General features: G+C 44.6%; 9 protein-coding genes. 2 read left to right on the forward strand and 7 right to left on the reverse strand.

Annotated elements, in window-relative coordinates; translation table 11 throughout:
- Positions 1 to 52: 52 nt before the first annotated feature.
- Complete coding sequence (locus tag A587_RS0114785) at positions 53 to 3046, reverse strand: DEAD/DEAH box helicase family protein (RefSeq protein WP_017218210.1); 2994 nt, start codon at positions 3044 to 3046, stop codon at positions 53 to 55.
- Positions 3047 to 3050: 4 nt separating this feature from the next.
- On the reverse strand, positions 3051 to 3653 hold the full coding sequence (locus A587_RS0114790; protein ID WP_017218211.1) for a class I SAM-dependent DNA methyltransferase: 603 nt from the start codon (positions 3651 to 3653) through the stop codon (positions 3051 to 3053).
- 617 nt (positions 3654 to 4270) lie between these two features.
- Between A587_RS0114790 and dgt the strand changes: the two genes are divergently transcribed.
- Positions 4271 to 5794: a dGTPase gene (gene dgt / locus A587_RS0114795; protein ID WP_017218212.1), complete on the forward strand. Its 1524-nt coding sequence runs from the start codon at positions 4271 to 4273 to the stop codon at positions 5792 to 5794.
- Between the two features lie 344 nt (positions 5795 to 6138).
- On the opposite strand, the gene A587_RS0114800 is transcribed toward dgt, so the two are convergent.
- From A587_RS0114800 to A587_RS24750, 4 genes are all read right to left on the reverse strand, one after another.
- Positions 6139 to 8520 carry a TonB-dependent receptor domain-containing protein gene (locus tag A587_RS0114800; protein ID WP_017218213.1) on the reverse strand — a complete coding sequence of 794 codons (2382 nt, stop codon included), beginning with the start codon at positions 8518 to 8520 and terminating at the stop codon, positions 6139 to 6141.
- Positions 8521 to 8907: 387 nt separating this feature from the next.
- Entirely contained in the window at positions 8908 to 10653 is a 1746-nt protein-coding gene (locus tag A587_RS0114805; RefSeq protein ID WP_017218214.1) for a methyl-accepting chemotaxis protein, read from the reverse strand.
- A 785-nt stretch (positions 10654 to 11438) separates the two neighbouring features.
- Positions 11439 to 12815, reverse strand: coding sequence for a glycerophosphodiester phosphodiesterase family protein (locus A587_RS0114810; protein WP_017218215.1), 1377 nt, complete (start codon positions 12813 to 12815; stop codon positions 11439 to 11441).
- A 399-nt stretch (positions 12816 to 13214) separates the two neighbouring features.
- Positions 13215 to 16028, reverse strand: a complete 2814-nt coding sequence (locus A587_RS24750; RefSeq protein WP_017218216.1) for a CHRD domain-containing protein — start codon at positions 16026 to 16028, stop codon at positions 13215 to 13217.
- A 318-nt stretch (positions 16029 to 16346) separates the two neighbouring features.
- On the opposite strand from A587_RS24750, the gene A587_RS0114825 reads away from it, so the two are divergent.
- Positions 16347 to 18194: a choice-of-anchor I family protein gene (locus A587_RS0114825; RefSeq protein WP_017218217.1), complete on the forward strand. Its 1848-nt coding sequence runs from the start codon at positions 16347 to 16349 to the stop codon at positions 18192 to 18194.
- A 678-nt stretch (positions 18195 to 18872) separates the two neighbouring features.
- Here the strand turns inward: A587_RS0114825 and A587_RS0114830 are convergent.
- A complete protein-coding gene (locus A587_RS0114830) occupies positions 18873 to 20171 on the reverse strand; it encodes a methyl-accepting chemotaxis protein (protein WP_017218218.1) in 1299 nt (432 codons plus the stop codon).
- Positions 20172 to 20247: the final 76 nt, after the last annotated feature.

Below are 20247 nucleotides of genomic sequence, written 5' to 3' on the forward strand. Positions count from 1 at the left end.
TTAAATCAATACCAGCTCCTCTTTGACGCTGACAGCTCATATCCACCTTGCGTTAGTTCACAGGGAGTTTCAAAACTTCTCTCAACCGCGCAAACGTCACAAACTCTTCATTGGCTTCCACTACTGCATACTCTGGGTTTCTTGCCACAAGTAAGTAGGTTACTTCACCTTGCGCATCAATCTGTTTTCTTACATCTCGTAGTAAAAATTGTTCGTCGCCAGCTGCGTCAAAGCGCTCGATGGCGATAGTGGTATTTGTAATTGATCCTGCATTGCTTGATGTGATCCGTTCGAGTAATAACAAGTCCCCATCGACGATCGGGTATTTACCACCGTTCATAGAATTGCCACTAGCATGAGCTAAGAAGTGTTTCTCAGGGTCGACTTTTCCACACCCCGGTGGTGCAAGTACGAAGGACATTTCGCTACTGTCACCTGTTTTAAAGTGACCACAAGCAATTTTTAAATTAGGAAAATATGGCAGCTGTACCACGTTTTCCGCAACATTTGTACTTTGTAGCTGGCTTGGTATCGCATCATCTGTCACCGCCTGTGTACTTTCGGGTTCGGCTAGCCTGTCACGTTTGGTGTGAAGATATCTAGCAAGGCGATAGCGGCTTAACTCCAATATACAGTCGGTCAGCTGTTCAATATCTTGCGTTTCAACTTTAAGGTTTAGTTTGAACTGTGCTTCTTCAATGGATTGACTTGGTGCTTGTTCAATTGAAAACCAGTGGTGTGTTTTGCGCTTATGTGCAGGCTTTTTTGCTTCTGTGAAAGCATTAATCGGATTATCAAACCAATAGTTGAACCAAGCTTTACCGCCTTTGCTTTTGCTTCTGTCCTTTTCTGATATGTCTAGCTTTCTTAACTGAGGATAGTGCAATAGCACATCATAACTCTTATCTGCCAGCACTCTTAATGTGGGAGGATAAGCTATACCATCGAGCTGAACAAAGGCTTCAAGCAAAATGGCTTTAAAGCATTTTGTCATGCTGGTCACTTCGACAGCCTCTTTTAAAAACACCTTGTAGGGCGCAAGCCACTTAGCTGAAATACTACTAACGCTCTTTGCTTTTACAACGAGCTCAAACCAACTTCCATAGGGTTTTATCTTCTTAAACTCACCATACTCATGGAAAAACTCACAAGCATCAGGCGCATGACCTAACTGATCTGCTAGATTTTGATAATCATCAAGAGCCGTGGTTCGCTGTTCTTTAGCGAGTAGCTGCCAAAAGTCAGTAATTTCTAGGTCGTAATTTACAAAACCCCCTTCAGGTAGCTGAACTACTTGGTTGTCTTTACTGAACTTAGCAACTAAGTCTCTAGGCGAATGTGTACCAAAAAGTGCATAAGGCTTGTTCAGAAAACTGTGGTGGTTACCAATAAAATCTAATACCACCAAATGCGTTTTCTGTTGATGGATTCTCAGTCCACGACCTAATTGCTGTAAGAATAAAACCTTTGATTCACTGGGCCTCAGCATCATCACAGTGTCGATACTGGGTAAGTCAGTGCCCTCATTAAACAGGTCAACACTAAAAATAATTTGTAGTTTTCCAGATGCTAAATGCGCGAGTGCTTCACTGCGTTTTATGCTTGACTTTCCATGTACTGAAGCCGCTTTAATTCCCGCTTTATTGAAGTAGTTTGCCATGTAGTCGGCGTGTGTGGTCGAAATACAAAAAGCCAGCGTGCGTGTTTGCGCTAACTGTTTCCAGTGCTGTAAAGCATGTTTTGCTCTGTGCTCTGTCGCAAATTGATTGTTTAGACTGGTTGGATCAAACTTGCCGTTACGCCAAGGAATTGCGGTATAGTCAACGCTTTCATCCCAAATACCATAATAGTGAAACGGCGCGAGCGTTTTGGCGTCAATCCCCTGCACCATATTCCGCTCATAAACGAGGTTGTTGTCACACAGGCTTAAAATATCGGCTTGGTCCGTTCGCTCTGGTGTAGCTGTTAAACCAAGTAAGAATTGCGGCTCAAAGTAAGACAGCAAATTTCGGTATAATTTACTGCTCGCATGATGAAATTCATCAACAATAATGTAGTCAAAATAATCGACAGTGAACTGCCTCAAACTCTCTGTTTTACCAATGCTCTGTACAGAGGCAAACAAAAAGTCGGCATCACTTTGTTTTTGCTTACCTGTATAAAACCCTGCAGTACAATCAATTAATCGCGTAAACGTCTTGGCCGCTTGCTTGAGAATTTCTTCTCTATGTGCCACAAATAGGACTTTTTTAGCGCCTACTTGTTGAACATCAAAAGCAGCAAGCCACGTTTTGCCCATTCCCGTCGCTAATACCACTAAGCCTCTTTTATAGCTTTGTGCTCTTGCGTTATTTAGTTTTTCTAGGGCTTCTTGCTGCTCAGGTCTAGGGACAATCGGCTCAATATCTATGTCGTCATCGACCTTACTAACAGTTTTGAATTGTGGTTTCTTACGACGTTTTTGATAGTGCTGTATCCACAGGTAGCTTAAAAATGTTGTTTGAGGGTGATTAAATAAACTGGCAAACGCAGCCTTAAACTGCAAAAACGTTGCCTTGTTATTACCACTCTGACTCGCTATAAAATCATGGCGAAAACACCATTCTAACCCTTGAGTTAATGCCACTGCACTTATATTGTTTGAACCAATAAACGCACTCCCCTCGTAAATTTGACTATCTTCACCTTTGGTTTTGGTAAAAATGTATGACTTCATATGGAAACTCTCATTTCCGCGAGTTTCATATACTCGTAGAACAGCCCCTAAAGTCTGTAGTGTCATCAATTCTTTTAGTGCGAACGGGCAAGTAAAGTCTAGGTAATCCGACGTAAGTAGCTTTAAGGTAGTGCCGTTTACTAGAGCGTCGTACAAAGCATCAAAAAGTAAATCAAGACCAGATCGCTGAATAAATGAAACGGTAATTTCAATCTCGTCAGCTTGCTCGATGGCATGGAGCAGTGCAGGCAATAAGGGATCATCGCCCCCTATATAAAGTTGCTTATTGGTGCACAGCGCAAGTTTTCCTCCTTGGTTCTTACTGCTCACTTGATTAATCCTTCCTAAGTAGAGCGTTTAACCAAAGTTCATTATCGCGGTTAGGTCTTCTATCTTCCGTCACCCATTGCTTAATGACGTTGAGATTTGGACATGCTGTGATAACTTTTGATAATCCGTCTTCATTAAGATCTGTAAATCTACGGCCATTGTGCTCCCGTTCACCCGCACCATATTTGAACGAAACATACAACACACCATGAGGTTTAAGCGCATCTTGTAACTTCACAAAAACATTGGACAGGTCTTTCAATGCAACATGTAAAAGGCTGGCACAAGCCCAAATACCATCAAAAGCAGCAATATCTTGAATCTCTTCAAAGAATTGGTGTCTCACTGGTTGGCCTAGTTGTGTAGCGGCAATCTTCACTAGCTTTTCGCACGCATCCATTGCGCTAACTTCATAGCCTAGTTGTTTGAACGCTACCGCGTCGCGGCCACTGCCACAACCCGCGTCAAAGATGTGAATGTGACTTTTCTCACGCTTTGGTAATTCAGGAAGAAACTCCTGATAAAGCGGTTGCATGTCCACATTGAGTGTTGAGTTTGCAAATTCGTCTGCGTGTTGATCGTAATAAGCGAGCGTAATTTTGGACATCTTTTACCTAACATAACTTCATTTAGTGGCGCAGTGTAAATGACGAAAAGTATGATTTCCATGTAACCATTGAAACTCCGTCAACTCACATTTGCTGTCCATTACCAATGTGATGCCACAGTAGCGCTGATATTACTAATCTAAATGGTTAGACAAACGCTCAAACACATAAAGATCCTATTTGTGAGCGGTTACTTCATCCTTAACCGCTGTGTATATTTATTTGAAATTAGATGTAAACGAATGCTGAGAGTATTAAACCCGAAAATCCGTGCGTTTTGTAGTGATTTACGTCAAATCCAGGTGTTTTTACCACCAAAGTGTTAGATATTTTTTGCCAGACTATTAAAACTAGGGTTAATTCAAACTGGTAAAAGTAACAAATATAGATGAGCTAGCCTATTACAATGCATTACAACTAATTTTATCACTTTGCTGGCTTAGCCGGTGTTTTTGTGTGTTTTGGCTGTTATTAGCTCGGTGCAGAGGTACTGCGCTACCTTAACTCGTATGATGGTTTGCTTGTAGGCTGGTTATGTGAGGTATCGATTCGGTTTACAACTTTTCCACATTCACCTACATTGAAAATGTAGCTTGGGTCTCAACAGGAAAGTGGCATGCACTTCAAAAATAAAATAACAAACGAGCGTTCTTACAATACCGGTGGCAGTGAGGCGAGTAGCCTTGAGAGCGACCGTGGGCGTATTATCAACAGTGCTGCGCTTAGACGGCTGCAACAAAAAACCCAAGTGTTTCCACTGGAGCGCAATGCTGCGGTGCGTTCGCGCTTAACGCACTCGCTTGAGGTGCAACAAAACGGCCGTTACATTGCTAAAAAAATTGTTGATGCGCTGGCGCAGCAAGGTAGACAAGATTTACTGCAATATACAGATAAAAACGGCCAGCAGGTGGATTTGTCGGAGTGTTTGGTCACCCTATCTGAAATGGCTTGTTTGATGCACGATATTGGTAACCCTGCATTTGGTCACTTCGGCGAGGCCGCTATCAATGATTGGTTTAAGCGCTATTTAAGTCAGCATCAACAGTTTGCAACAAGTGCTCGGGCGGCGCTTAGGTATGGCTCAAAGGAGAGCAAAGCGTCTGATCTGGCGGTATTAAATCAAGAAATGGAGTTACTGCTCGATATTTGTAGTTTTGAGGGTAACGCCCAAGCCATTCGCGTTATTCATACACTTTCTCGACTCAATCTTACCTATTCACAATGCGCCACTGTGATGAAATATACCCGCTGCGCGACCACGCCTAAATCAACCGTAGCCACTGATAAGTCTTATCTGCAAAAGAAAGCAGGATACTATTTTAGTGAAAGTGGTTTTGTCAGTGAGCTGTGCGACAAGTTACAGATCCAAGTGGGTAATCGCCATCCTGTGACTTATATCATGGAAGCGGCTGACGATATTGCTTATTGCCTTGCTGATATGGAAGACGCTGTAGAAAAAGGCATTATTAGCGTAGATGAGTTAACGGGCTGTTTAATAGAGGAATATCAAAATATCGCAGCAGGATTTGGGATCACCGATGACAAGCTATTAGAGCTTATGAGTAAAAAACTGCATTATGCCAATGACAAAGCCAGCAAGCATATGGCGAATTTTGATAACGAGTTTTTTATTTGGCTCCGCGTGGGGTTGTTGCACCCGCTTGCTGAACATGCCAAAACGCGTTTTATCGATAATATTGATGCGATCTACGAAGGGAGTTTTAACGCTTCGTTACTGGAGGATAATAGCCACCTTCATGCCATTGTAAAATCGTTGAAAACGGTTGCGGCCAACGAGGTATTTTCGAATAAAGAAGTCGAGCAGTTGGAGCTTCAAGGTTATAAGATCACCAGCAGCATATTGAATGAATATCAACGGGTGCTTGATTTAGACGCTGATGAATTTAACGCAGCATTAAATGGCGACTATAACTTTGCGATAGAGTCGCGATTGGTTAATCGGATTTCCAAAAAGTATGTTGCGGTATACCGCGAGACGGTCACGAAGCTTAGTGAGCCTGAGCAAGCAGAGCCGATTTTTGAGTTTTATTATCGCTGCCGCCTTATTCAGGATTTTATTAGCGGTATGACAGACCAGTTTGCCTATGATACCTATCGTGCCTTGACCGCGTTGGATTGAGGTTTAGGAAATGTTCGCGCGTCTTGTTGAAAAGATCGCCGCGTGAAGCGGCTCCTACACATGGTAGCAAGCGGATTTATTCTGTTAAAACAGATGACTGTCGCGGCGTAAAGCCGCTGCTACGAGTAAGGTAAAAGGTAGAGAAATGATCGCCGCGTCCTGCACAAGGTAGCAAGCGGATTTATTCTGTTAAAACAGATGACTGTCGCGGCGTAAAGCCGCTGCTACGGGTGAGCTAAAAAGTAGAGAAATTATCGCTGCGTCCTGCACAAGTGGCAATAAAGAAGGAGGTGCAAATTGCACCTCCTTTGACTTTTGTAATCGAGTAGTGCTTTACATGGATATTAAAACGTCACGTTTACACCAAACCAGATATTGCGAGCTTTGTCTTTTACGTTATAGTCGTCGCTAAATACGACTTCGCTTACCACACCACGGCCGCTTAGGTATTCGTATTTACCATCACCATTTAAGTCGTTGTAATCCGTGCTATAAGACGTAAAGTCTTCATCCAATAAGTTATTGATACGCGCAAATACAGTGACATTGTCGTTAAAGGTGTATTTAGCACCTAAGTGCAGTAGGTTGTAGTTTTTGTAGTACATGGCTTTGTCTAGGTTATTGTCCCAGCCACGGTAACGATCGGAGCGCATTTCAGCATTTAGCGTCAATGAGAACTCGTCTGTTACTTGCCAGTTTACCGTGGCATTTGCCATATGTTCAGCGGTATTGGTTAGTGGTTGACCTTCTTGAGGACCACTCTTTTGCTCGCTGTCGGTCCAGGTGTAGTTTGCGTATAGTGAAACTACATCTGTGAACTGGTAACGACCTGCAAGCTCAATACCTTGGATCTCAACTTTGTCGATATTGATTTTTTGGCTATAAGTATCGTAACCAAGCTCATCGTATACGCCCAAATTCACGCATGGTTTTGCACCATTGGTTGCAGAGCAGCTCTTGATGGTATCACCACGGGCGATTTTATCGTCAAACTCCGTTGAGAAGTAAGTGATATTAAAATTGTGGTTCTCTGTTGGGTGCGTCCAATACAATGCAACTTCGTTGTTTACACTGGTTTCTGGTTCCAGATCTGGGTTACCTGCAAACGGTGACGTACCTTGACCACCAAAGCCGGTGATACCGTTGTATAAGTCGGTCGTTTGTGGCGTTTTATAACCCGTGCTGATCCCACCTTTTACTGTCCAATCGTCAGACAGCTCGTATACACCGTATAAACGCGGAGAAAGTTGGCTACCAAATACATCGTGGTTATCGTGACGGACACCCACAGTAACTGTTAGCGGATCGCTCAGGCTCCAGTTATCTTCTACAAATAGCGAGTACATTTGGTGTTCCTGAACGCCTTGATCAACGCCAGACTCCATACCAAATACGCCATCTTGTAATTCACCGTCAACCCACTGGCCGCCCACAACAAACACGTGATCGCCAAATAAATCGTCAACTGGAATATCTACTCTCGCGTCTAACGTATATTGGTTACTGTTCAGTGTACGCTTTGGACGTGGTAAGAATGTGCTTTCAGCAAGCGCTTTACGCTCTGCTTCTTCCATATCAGCATATTTACCACTGCCATCATACATGGCTTGTAGTAATTTACGCTCTGCAACAGAAAGCGGCATAGTACGGCCATTGTTATCGGTATCAACAAACGCCAATGACACAAAGGATTCAATATCACCAAAGGTACTTTGATGCGTTAGTGACCACCAGCTTCGGTCAAATTCTTGATCCGCTGCATAACCAGCGCGTGGATTTACCACACCGCGACGGTCTTGCCAGATTGATTCGATGTTATCTTTGGTGCCAAGCGGATAGGTAATTTTGCCCGACTCAACGTCGTAGTTTGGTGTGTTATCGTACTCTTGGTTTGAGATATCATAGTCAAAAGTAACCGTGTGGTTGTCATTTGGCGTGAACACAAACGTCGCACCTAATTGGGTGTTTGTATTGTCCACTGTTTTGCCACCTCGCCCAAAACCAAGTTCACGATGATGCAGCTCACCGTTTGGATCGATTGCAGGTGAAAACTCAGGATTTGAGGCTTGACGCTCATAAATGCTACCGCGAGCAGAAAAATTGAGTAAACCTTTAACTAAAGGCCCATAGATACTGAAGTCTGTGGTAATGTCATCGCCAAACTGGTCGTTTGTTTGTAGGCTTCGGCCAAAATCGATGCTACCAGTCCATTCATCTACTGATTTTTTAGTAATAATGTTGATTACGCCGCCCATCGCATCTGCGCCGTAAAGTGTAGAGGCAGGTCCCCTAATGACTTCAATACGTTCAATGGCACTTTTAGGTGGAATATGATTAAACGCGTTACCACCAAAGTTATTTGGGTAGATATCACCGTGGTTATTTTGACGCTTGCCATCAATAAGTAGCAGCGTATATTCACCTGTTAAACCACGCATACTCACGCTGCCTTGGCCGGTTTTATCTCGAGTTGTGCCAATGTCCACGCCTTCTTGGTACTTCACGGCATCAAGCAACGTAGTGTAAGACTGAGCTTGAATGTCTTCAGCGGTGATCACTGAAATACTCGCAGGTGCTTCTGGTATTTTTTGCTCAAAGCCGGTCGCAGTTACAACGATGCGTTCCATGTCTGGCTGCGCTTTTACTGCATCAGCAAAAGCAACTGGACTAAGGGCAGAAAGCACCAAAGCAGAAAGTACACCACGTTTAAAAGGCGTGTTTGTCATTGTTAATATCCCAAAATTTATTGCATTAAAGTAAATTTTGGCGCGTACTCTAAATGGAAACTGAATAAAAGTCAAAAATATTGATAATTAATCTCATTTGCATTTTGATCTAAGTGATATTTAAGGGAAGTTGTAGATTTATTGATTTTTCTTGGTTCTACTCATGGAGAGATCGCCGCGTAAAGCGGCGGTCATTAGAGATAGAAGTGCGGGTAAACCCACACCTACCAAATCCCCCCCCTTGGTAGGAGCTGCTTTATGCAGCGATAATTAGAGATAAAATCGTGGAGTAAATCCGCTCCTACAACATACTCTACCCCTTAGTAGGAGCCGCTTTACGCGGCGATCAGTAAAGAAGAGGCCACCGCGTAAAACACTTCCTACATGCTAAACAGTAAACTCCCTTGCATTGTCGTTGAGGCGATGACTGGTTTGCTCCAACTGCTCAACAATGACCATAAACTCATTCATCCGCTTAATCGCTTCTTTAGAGATATCACTCAGGCCATTGATATTGGTGTTAATGTCTTCTGTCACCGATAACTGCTCCTGTGAAGCGGTGGCAACACCTTGAGTCAAATCTTTGATTTTGCTTACAGCTTCAAAGATACTATCGAGCACTTCGGAAGATACCATCACCTGCTCTTCCGTCGCTTGCACTTGGTGCTGACTTTGCTGAATGGCGGTATTCGCACTCCCCGCTTTGGTTTGCAGCTGGTTGATGATATCGCGAATTTCTTCGGTGGATTTTTGGGTTCTTTGTGCAAGGGTCCTTACTTCATCTGCAACAACAGCAAAACCGCGGCCTTGCTCTCCCGCCCTTGCCGCTTCGATGGCAGCATTTAATGCAAGCAGATTAGTTTGCTCTGCAATAGCTTGGATCACGCTCACTACATTTGACACTTGATCACTTTGCTCAGTCAACTCAGAGATAATATTCGCGGTTTCGTCAAAGCGCACTGACAAATCACTAAATTGCTGGCTGGTTTGCGACATCACTTCCATCCCCCGCTGTGCTTCAAGTTCAACCTGATTTGCATAATCTGCTGTACTCACGGTACTGGACGTGACCTCATTGAGTGTTGCGGTCATTTCTTCCGCAGCCGTAGCGATGGTTTCAAGACGGGCGTTTTGTTCTTCGCTTATCTCCTTATTACTGCGAATAAAGTGCGCCACTTCTTTGGAAGATTGTGACATCGCGCCACCCGCTGAGCCGATATTCGTGACTGTATTTTTAAAGCTATTGAGCATACGATTTACGATATTGGCCACCGCTTTAATCTCAGTTGCGCCGCTTTCGTCTACCGTTTTTCTAAGATCGTTTGAACTGCCTATCTCTTCAAAAGTTCTACCAAGTAACTCTATCGGTTTCACGATACGACGACGAACTAAATACACACCGAATAAACTAAAACATACGGTTATGACTAACATCACCATCGCCCACAAAACATAAGACTCTACAGCACTGTGAGCTTGCACAACATTTTGTTTGGTACGACTTTCAAGTTCCGTAAAAAACGATTCAACTGGTTTCATGATGTTGGCTTTATAGCGATGATAATCATCACTGTGAGTAAGCTTAACCGCTTTGTTCAAATCAGGCTCGCCTTGAATGGTGTAATTTCCTGAACTATCTTTAAACTTACCTTTTACGGCATTCATGGCTTCGACTTCTAATGCGACGAGGCCATCGGAATTGGCTTGCGCCTCACTTAAATAGTTGAGCTCCTTTTGGCTAAAGCCCGCCGCTTTCATGGCATCGAGTAATACTTCTCGCTGACCGTCTGGTTTAGGTTTCTCACCATAGTTAAGCACCAGATCCCAATAAATTTTATGGTAACCTTCAGGTCTTGGCTTTTCACCATTACGAATTGCTAATACATCCATATACATCTTTTCGTATTTATCGTTCCCAGTTACCGCATAAGTTCTGCCCAATCGCGTTAAATCATCGGAGCTTTGTCTTAATTCATCGGCCAGTTGATAGGCTTTATAACGGTTGTCAGCCATTTGTTCAAAATCAAGCAAAGCGTTGTACATGTTAACAACCAATAATGTAACGATGACGACAAAAACAATAATGCCACCAAAGATAGTGGTCATGAGGATACGGATAGAGTTTAACTTCATGATTCTAGCCTTTATTAAAGCGTTCACAATAAAGACTAGTGCAGAGGGTGAGATTCTTCTAGCATAGAATTAGGAACAAACGGAGTTGACATAATAACAGTGAAAACCAAATCAAAAGATCGCGGGGTGAACCCGCTCCTACCATATACTCAAACTCGTGGTGGGAGCCGCTTTAGGCGGCGATAATTAAAGACAAGATCGCGGGGGAAACCCGCTCCGACCATATACTCAAACCCTTGGTGGGAACCGCTTTACGCTGCGATCATTAGGAAAAAGATCGCGGGGTAAACCCGCTCCGACCATATACTCAAACTCGTGGTGAGAACCGCTTTATACGGCGATTATTAGAAAAAGGATCGCGGGGTAAACCCGCTCCGACCATATACTCAAACTCGTGGTGAGAACCGCTTTATACGGCGATTATTAGAAAAAGGATCGCGGGGTAAACCCGCTCCGACCATATACTCAAACTCGTGGTGGGAGCCGCTTTAGGCGGCGATTATTAGAAAAAGATCGCGGGGTAAACCCGCCCTACCATATACTCAAAATCGTGGTGGGAGCCGCTTTATGCGGCGATTATTAGAAAAAGATCGCGGGGTAAACCCGCTCCGACCATATACTCAAACTCGTGGTGGGAGCCGCTTTAGGCGGCGATTATTAGAAACAAGATCGCGGGGTAAACCCGCCCTACCATATACTCAAACTCGTGGTGGGAGACGCTTTAGGCGGCGATTATTAGAAACAGGATCGCTGAATAAGCCAGCTCCTACCACAATTAACACCGCTTAAATACTGGCAGGCATACCCATGCAACTTGCATAGTAGGTGGTCGTTGCTGGCCAATCAGAGAATACGCCAAGTACGCCAACTTCTTTGGCCAATACATCCAGCACTTTAAAGGTATCGCCATCATTATCTATCATCGCCGCACCAGACAGACTGCCGTTGATGCTTTGATAGTACCAACCACCACCGCTGGCTAAGTGACCAGAGCGCTCTAATGTCCAAGTGATGATCCCAAGCCCTGCTGCTTTTGCAGCTTTGGCATAAGGTGAAGGTACGATTTCCCCCCCTTCTTCGGTTAATAACATCCAAAGAGGCGGTGCGATAATGTTAACACCATCCGCTGCAAGCTCCTCCATTGTTGGCGACATTAACTCAGGGTTATGCACGATTTGCTCTGCTGATACCATGGTTTCATTGTCAGCTACTTGCACTTCGTACCTGTCGTCCAAATACACTGCCTGTGCACCAAACTCTGGATTTTCTTTTATCCAATAGATGACATCGTCACGATTAAATGACTGTGCCCATACATTTTTTGGATCTACATTTGCGGCTTTGTATTCGTCGATCATTTTTTGTGCGTAGGCTTCTTGTGTAAAACCGTCGAAAGGCATCGCGACAGACGGAGTCTTCAGCTCTGGCGTCATTTTCACGCCTAAACTTTTAAATAACTCAATACTCTGGGCATGGGTCATTAAAGTGCCACGGCTCGCATATAAATCGGTGCGCCAATTTGCCGTGCCATCCATATATTCCTCTACGGTTGCCGCCATTGAGTTCGCGGCATCCATTTTACCTTTTAATGTCTTAAACTCAGCCAAAGTAATGTCGCTGGTACAACACTTAGCTTGGGCTGCAATTCCATTTTCAGGATCGCCTGGTACAAATGGTGTTGTACATTTTTGGCCTAAATCCGTTGCTAAAATATTTGTTGTTGTGTGTAAATCACATTGTGAGTGGCGACAAACCAGCTCTTTGTCTTTAGTAAAGGCAACGTCACACTCTAAAATCCCAGCACCCATTTTAGCGGCCGCAATATAAGATTCTTTGGTGTGTTCAGGAAACTGCATTGGCGCACCACGGTGTCCAATTGAAAAGTCTGTTTTATAAAAAGGTCCGTTAGCACACTGCTCAAGCTTGGTTTTGAGTGCACCTTCTTCCATATCTTGAATTAAGAAATCAGGACGAGTACCCACTTGCATGGCACTTGCGCTACCTGCAGGCACCTCCACAATTACCGGAACTTCAACGACCTTTATTTCAGTCTCCGTTGTGATCACCGGCTTTTCAACCTGTACAACCTCCACAGAGTCATCATCACATGCACTCAGTAATAATGTAGCTATGATCGCAGAACAAACGCTTATCTTATTCATTGTAATACCATTATTATTTTAAAGAAGGCTTACGCTAGACGCTTTGCATTACGATTACAGGAACAAATCATGATTTTTTGGTTACATCTTTTTAACTAAATATAACTCCCCTGACTGAATAATGGTTGTGTAGCTTGAATATAAAGAAAAAGAGTCTGCACTTAACAGACTCTTTGATGCGATATAATTATCTAAGCGATTAATTAACCTGAGCTGCGGATAATTAATGCCTTTCTAGCAGCCAGTTTTAGCGCTAACTGCGTTGAATTCACTTCCAATAGCCAGCTATTGGTGCGTAAATTCGCCTTGTTTTCCCTAAAACTCTCTGACTAGAGAAGGAAAAAACTAAGTTGTTCTTTAGAAACAATGAGTTGGAACATTCCTTATCCAAACCTCAGGTTAATTAACTATTTGGCCTCTTAACTCACCACTTGGATTTGCTGGTGTATGCACATTCACGTAGTGACCACCGCCTGCCAGAATCGCAAATATTTCCGCTGTCAATGCTGCATTGGCCGGAGCCATCCAGCGATTGGCATCACTACTATCTTGCATTAATGCCAGTAACACAGGGCCGTTTTCACCAGCAATACCTGTATGTATATGCGCAGCCGTTGCATCGGCGACACCTGAGGTGAGGACTTGTAATTCAAGGTCGAAGCCGTTTCGATTTACCAAAGCATATCCACTACCAGTAGCTGTGGTTGTGACGGCTGGGACTTCTTGCTCGCCACTCAATGGAAACGCTACCAAAGTGTAGTTGTCAGTGAGGATCTGACCACGGAGTTCACCACTCGCATTTGCTGGTGTATGCACATTAACATAGTGACCACCCGATGCGAGCACCGCAAAAATCTCAGCGTTGATCATGGTGTTGTCTGGGGTCATCCACACATTCATATCATCGGTGCTTTGCTCAAGGCCAACTAAAACATCACCATTCATGCCGATCCGACCGGTATGAATATGTGCCGCCGTTGCATCTTCAACACCCATTGTCACAATACGCAGTTCAACTTCATAGTCGTTTGTGTTAACCAGTGCATAGCCGTCCCCTGACGCCATTGTCGATACTGCTGGAACCTCTTGCTGCCCTGATAGCGAAAATGTAGCGAGTGCATAATTGCTGGTAAGAATTTGGCCACGTAGCTCACCTTCAACACCCATTGTCACAATACGCAGTTCAACTTCATAGTCGTTTGTGTTAACCAGTGCATAGCCGTCCCCTGACGCCATTGTCGATACTGCTGGAACCTCTTGCTGCCCTGATAGCGAAAATGTAGCGAGTGCATAATTGCTGGTAAGAATTTGGCCACGTAGCTCACCACTGGGATTGCTAGGAGTATGGACGTTAACATAGTGACCACCTGATGCGAGCACCGCAAAAATCTCAGCATTGATCATGGTGTTGTCTGGGGTCATCCACACATTCATATCATCGGTGCTTTGCTCAAGGCCAACTAAAACATCACCATTCATGCCGATCCGACCGGTATGAATATGTGCCGCCGTTGCATCTTCAACACCCATTGTCACTACACGAAGTTCAACTTCATAATCCTTCATGTTAACCAATGCGTAGCCATCCCCTGACGCCATTGTCGATACTGCAGGAACCTCTTGCTGACCTGAAAGCGAAAATGTAGCGAGTGCATAATTGCTGGTAAGAATTTGGCCACGTAGCTCACCACTGGGATTGCTAGGAGTATGGACGTTAACATAGTGACCACCTGATGCGAGCACCGCAAAAATCTCAGCATTGATCATGGTGTTGTCTGGGGTCATCCACACATTCATATCATCGGTGCTTTGCTCAAGGCCGACTAAAACATCACCATTCATGCCGATCCGACCGGTATGAATATGTGCCGCCGTTGCATCCTCAACACCCATTGTCACTACACGAAGTTCAACTTCATAATCCTTCATGTTAACCAATGCGTAGCCATCCCCTGACGCCATTGTCGATACTGCAGGAACCTCTTGCTGACCTGAAAGCGAAAATGTAGCGAGTGCATAATTGCTGGTAAGAATTTGGCCACGTAGCTCACCACTGGGATTGCTAGGAGTATGGACGTTAACATAGTGACCACCTGATGCGAGCACCGCAAAAATCTCGGCATTGATCATGGTGTTGCCTGGCGTCATCCATACATTCATATCATCGGTGCTTTGCTCAAGGCCCACTAGAACATCACCATTCATGCCGATCCGGCCAGTATGAATATGTGCCGCCGTTGCATCCTCAACACCGCTAGTGACAACTCTGAGCTCTACTTCATAGTTATCAGTGTTAACAAGGGCATAGCCATCACCAGATGCCATTGTTGCTACTGCTGGCACTTCCTGTTTGCCGGATAAGTCAAATGTAGCAACCGCGTAATTGTCCGTCAGAATTTGGCCGCGGATCTCACCATTTGGTAGCTCTGGCGTGTGTACATTGACGTAGTGTCCGCCCGAGAGCAAAACATTCAACGTCGCTTCGTCGATCATCGTGTCATCAGGCGTTACCCAGTCTGTCATTACTTCGTCGTCCTGCTCTAACACCACAAGTACATCGCCGTTCATACCAATGCGGCCAGTGTGAATATGTGCTGCTGTGGCATCATCAACGCCCATAGTGACCGCGCGAAGGTAGAGCTCGCCATCGGTGCTGTCGTATGACGCATAACCATACCCCATAGCACTACTTTCATTCATTGGCACCTGTTGTGAGCCATCTAATTTGAACGTGATCACGCTTACCGTGTCAGGCACAATCTGAGCGCGTAACTCACCGCTTGGAAAGGCTTCGGTGTGTAGATTAATATACCAATCACCGTCCAGCATATCCTCAATTAGATCCTCAGACAGATCTGTGATTGGAATACTCACCTTATTGTCATCCGATGCTTCAAAGGCGAATGCCACATCGCCATTCGCACCTAAATCGCCATCGTGAATATGTGCAGCACTAAAACCTTCGACATTGCTGTAGTCGAGTGTTGCTCTAAATTGCATCAGATTTTCATCAAGCTCAACTGTTGCAAAAGCGGTTTGCATTGACGTATTCATCGGTACTTCTTGCTTTCCTGATAACATCAATTCAAAGGTCTTAGTCGCTGAAAACTCTTGGACTGGCGGCGGTGGCGGAGGTGTAACCGTATCGTTATCGTCGTTATCGCTACATGCCATAAGAAGCATGAGGCTGGCACTTACTATAAACTTTTTCATTATACTCATCCTGTAGACTCGGTTAAAAAGAATGACTTTTGTCACCCATAGCTAACCCTTACGAACAGGTTTGAATAAAAGTTCATCAAATTTGCAAAATTATTGTATATTTTTTGTCTGTACCTAATTGCACCAGCCGCAATACCAACTTTTGCCTAATCATCCTTTGATATCGATGGTACTAACGCTTGAATGGCATTACATCCAGCTCAGTGATATCAATGAATTTCTCACAATAATTGTGAAACCTCATTGCCATATAAGAGTCATCTTTTTGTGATTAAGTAGCAACTTTAACAATAATAATCAGGATATTTTATGTTTAAGCACTCACTTATCGCGCTCTCTTTGCTTTCTCTTCTCACTGGCTGTTCACTTGATGGTGACGATGGCGCCACGGGTTCGCAAGGGCAACAAGGCGTCGCCGGACAAGATGGTAACGATGGAGAAAATGGTACAAATGGCTCTGACGGCCAAGATGGAGCAAACGGACAAGACGGAACCAATGGCACTAACGCCAATAGCATGCTTGAAATAAGTCTTGTAGGACGCGCAGTGCTTAATGCAGAAAGCCCTGAAGGCGCCGCTGAAATTGTCGCTTACCAAGCGTCCAAAAAATGGATATATGCCATTAATAGTTCAGGCAGTGCCGCTGTGGTTGAAGTTATTCCAGCAACCAGCTTTGATACGGCCGCTCTGGTCAAAAATAATGAAGGTGTTATTACCGCTACAAATTTAACATCAGCCATGACAATCAACTTAAACGACAATACCCCCGGCGACGCAAACAGTATTGCAGTTGACGAAAACAACCAACTATTGGCGGTTGCAATGGCCGCCAAGACGACGGGTGATGCAGGACAAATCGCTTTTTATGATATCTCAGGTGCAACTCCGGCCTTTGTTAAAAATGTAACGGCGGGTGCACTACCTGATATGGTTACCTTTACTCATGATGGCAGCAAAGTTGTGGTCGCAAATGAAGGGGAACCCGCAGGTGACTACAGCGTTGATCCTGAAGGTAGCATCAGCATTATCAAAATTAAAAATGGCGTAGTTGCAAATACAGCAACACAATTAGACTTTAGCGCATTTAACACCAAGCAAGCTGAGCTAGAAGCACAAGGCATTGTCTTCGCCAATCCAACTGGTCGCACTATCAATGGCAAACTTATTAATACGACAGTTGCGATGGATTTAGAACCGGAATATGTCACCATCTCTAAAGACAACCGCTTCGCCTATGTTTCAATCCAAGAAAACAACGCACTCGCTATCGTAGATCTCAGTGACAATAGCCTTAATTTAGTCGGTTTGGGATTCAAAGACTGGTCTAATTACACCATGGATGCCTCGGATAAAGATAAAAAGATCAATTTTCAAAAGTATCCCGGCCTTTACGGCATGTATCAGCCAGACACTATCTCTAGCTACACGTGGAAAGGCGCGAACTTTATTGTCTCTGCCAATGAAGGTGATGGTAGAGAATACTTTTTTGATGCTGCCGATGAAGCCGACTGCACCACGAAAGGTGGCCTAGATTACGATAAAGACGATGGCTGTTTAGCGTACATTGATGAGAGCCGTACAGAAGATCTTACCTTAGCAAGCAACTTTGCTTATCTTAATAATGACGATGACGACATTGGTCGCCTTAAAGTTACAACGGTGAAAGGCGATGAAAATAAAGACGGCCAATATGAAGCGCTATACACCTATGGTGCACGTTCATTTACGATTTGGGATAGCAACGGCCTTGTGGTGTTCGACTCAGGCGATCAAATCGAGCGGATCACAGCCTCCGTGCATGGCGCACAATTTAACAATGATGAAGACACCAATGAAGGCGATACGCGATCCGATGCAAAAGGCCCAGAACCGGAAGCACTAGCGCTAGGTCAAATTGGTGAACGCACTTTTGCATTCGTTGGCTTAGAGCGTATGGGTAGTATCATGGTTTACGATATCACCAACCCTTACGATGTTAAGTTTGAAGATTATTTCTACAACCGCGGATTAGTTGAAGATGCCGAAATCAGTGGCGACTTAGCCCCAGAGGGCATGGCATTTATTCCTGCCGACAAAAGTGCAACTGGCGAAGCCTTATTGGTGATCGGTAATGAAATTTCCGGCTCAGTTGCAGTATGGCAAATCGCTGAAAAATAAACCATTCACATTATGTTGCAGTGGGAGGCGCTCTATGCGCCGATCTTGATGAAAAGATCGCGGGGTGAACCCGCTCCCACACCATATTCAGCTCTTGGTGGGAGGCGATTTATGCGGCGATTATTGGGGAAAAGAGCGCGGGGTGAACCCGCTCCCACAACATATTCGAGCCCTTGGCGAGAGGTGCTTTACGAGCCGATTATTAGGGAAAAGAGCGCGGGGTGAACCCGCTCCTACACCATATTCAAGCCTTAGGTGGGAGCCGATTTATTCGGCGATTATTGGGGAAAAGAGCGCGGGGTGAACCCGCTCCTACACCATATTCGAGCCCTTGGTGAGAGGTGCTTTACGAGCCGATTATTAGGGAAAAGAGCGCGGGTTGAACCCGCTCCTACACCACATTCAAGCTCTTGGTGGGGGTGCTTTACGCGCGATTATTGGGGAAAAGCTCGCAGGGCGAACCCGCTCCTACACCATATTCAAGCCCTTGGTGTGAACCACTTTACTCGGCGATTATTGGGGAAAAGAGCGCGGGGTGAACCCGCTCCTACACCACATTCAAGCTCTTGGTGGGAGCCGCTTTACGCGCGATTATTGGGGAAAAGCTCGCGGGGTGAACCCGCTCCCACAATATATTCAAGCTCTTAGTGGGAGCCGCTTTACGCGGCGATCTTTAGGTTATTCTGACAATCCTTTAACCGTATTTGTGAGGTTTTCTGCGCCTTGCTTTATTTCATTCATCACTTTATTCACTTCATCGATTTGTGCAAGACCAAGCTCAGTGCTCTCAGACACCGTATTCATCAGTGCCGTGGCTTCTTTAGTTAACACTTCGTTCTGATTTACCACATCATTGATTTCGTTGGTCGACTGCGAAGTACGTGCTGCTAAGCTTCTTACTTCATCGGCTACCACCGCAAACCCTCTTCCTTGCTCGCCCGCTCTGGCGGCTTCTATCGCTGCATTAAGAGCTAACAAATTAGTCTGCTCCGCAATCGCACTGATGGTAGACACAATTGCCGAAATCCCTTTTGACTGTTCATTAAGCTGTGCTATTGCGGCCATTGCACTTTGTACTTGATTAGAAATAAGTCCAGAGGTACTGACAGACTCTTGCAGCAGCAAACTCGCACGGGCTGCGATTTGCTCGGTTTGCTCTGATGTCACCTGCGCAACCTCAGCAGCTTGTGCGACTCGATGCGCTTTTTGCACCCGCGCCGTGATATTTGTTGCAAACTTTATCACTTTAACGACTTTGCCATGTTCATCAAAAATAGGGTTATATGTTGCTTCAATCCAAATATCTTCGCCATGCTTACCTAAGCGATGAAAGCGACCACTTTTATGCTGGCCTTTTGCTAGCTCTTGCCAAAAATGTGGCTGCTCTTTATAAAAGCTGTCGTCACAGAACATTCGATGATGCTGACCTTTAATCTCACTGAGTTTATAGCCCACAGTTGCGGTGAAATTTGGATTCGCATCTAAAATAACGCCCTCAGGTGTAAACTCTATGGTTGCCATGGATTTATTGAGTGCGTTAGCTATCGCTTCTTGTGCCGTTATGGTGAGTTTTTCTGCTGTGATGTCATTCGCAATTTTAACAATACGGGTGACTTTGCCATTTTCTTCAACCGGAAAATAGGTAGCGTCAAGCCAAACCACGTCACCTTTTTTGGTAAAGCGCTCAAAATTACCAAACTGAGCTTGGCCACGTTGAAGGCTTGCCCAGAAACTGCGATATTCAGAAGAATTTACGTAGTCCTTGTGGCAAAAAATACGATGGTGCTGTCCTATCACTTCAGCCTCGGTGTAACCCACGACAGCGAGAAAATGTCGATTGACCGCAGCTATTTGACCATCGGGTGTAAATTCAATTTTTGCGACCGCTTCATCAATCGCAGAAAGTAATGCCCGAGCACGGTTGAGTTCAGCGGTCAAATTTTCAACTTCTTGATTTGGCTTTCGAAAAAAGTTCATAAGCTATTCCATAACAAACAATATGCATGACTGCATTATTATCATAATTTTTGGTAATAAAGTATGAATTATAGAT

Source organism: Pseudoalteromonas sp. NJ631, from assembly GCF_000276645.1.
GTDB classification, from domain to species: domain Bacteria; phylum Pseudomonadota; class Gammaproteobacteria; order Enterobacterales; family Alteromonadaceae; genus Pseudoalteromonas; species Pseudoalteromonas piscicida.

What these genes read in the sequence shown, in the direction of transcription:
- A587_RS0114825 (WP_017218217.1), top strand. Translation starts at nt 16,347, where the DNA reads ATGTTTAAGCACTCACTTATCGCGCTCTCTTTGCTTTCTCTTCTCACT.
- A587_RS0114830 (WP_017218218.1), bottom strand. Translation starts at nt 20,171, where the DNA reads ATGAACTTTTTTCGAAAGCCAAATCAAGAAGTTGAAAATTTGACCGCT.
- A587_RS0114800 (WP_017218213.1), bottom strand. Translation starts at nt 8,520, where the DNA reads ATGACAAACACGCCTTTTAAACGTGGTGTACTTTCTGCTTTGGTGCTT.
- dgt (WP_017218212.1), top strand. Translation starts at nt 4,271, where the DNA reads ATGCACTTCAAAAATAAAATAACAAACGAGCGTTCTTACAATACCGGT.
- A587_RS0114790 (WP_017218211.1), bottom strand. Translation starts at nt 3,653, where the DNA reads ATGTCCAAAATTACGCTCGCTTATTACGATCAACACGCAGACGAATTT.
- A587_RS24750 (WP_017218216.1), bottom strand. Translation starts at nt 16,028, where the DNA reads ATGAAAAAGTTTATAGTAAGTGCCAGCCTCATGCTTCTTATGGCATGT.
- A587_RS0114805 (WP_017218214.1), bottom strand. Translation starts at nt 10,653, where the DNA reads ATGAAGTTAAACTCTATCCGTATCCTCATGACCACTATCTTTGGTGGC.
- A587_RS0114810 (WP_017218215.1), bottom strand. Translation starts at nt 12,815, where the DNA reads ATGAATAAGATAAGCGTTTGTTCTGCGATCATAGCTACATTATTACTG.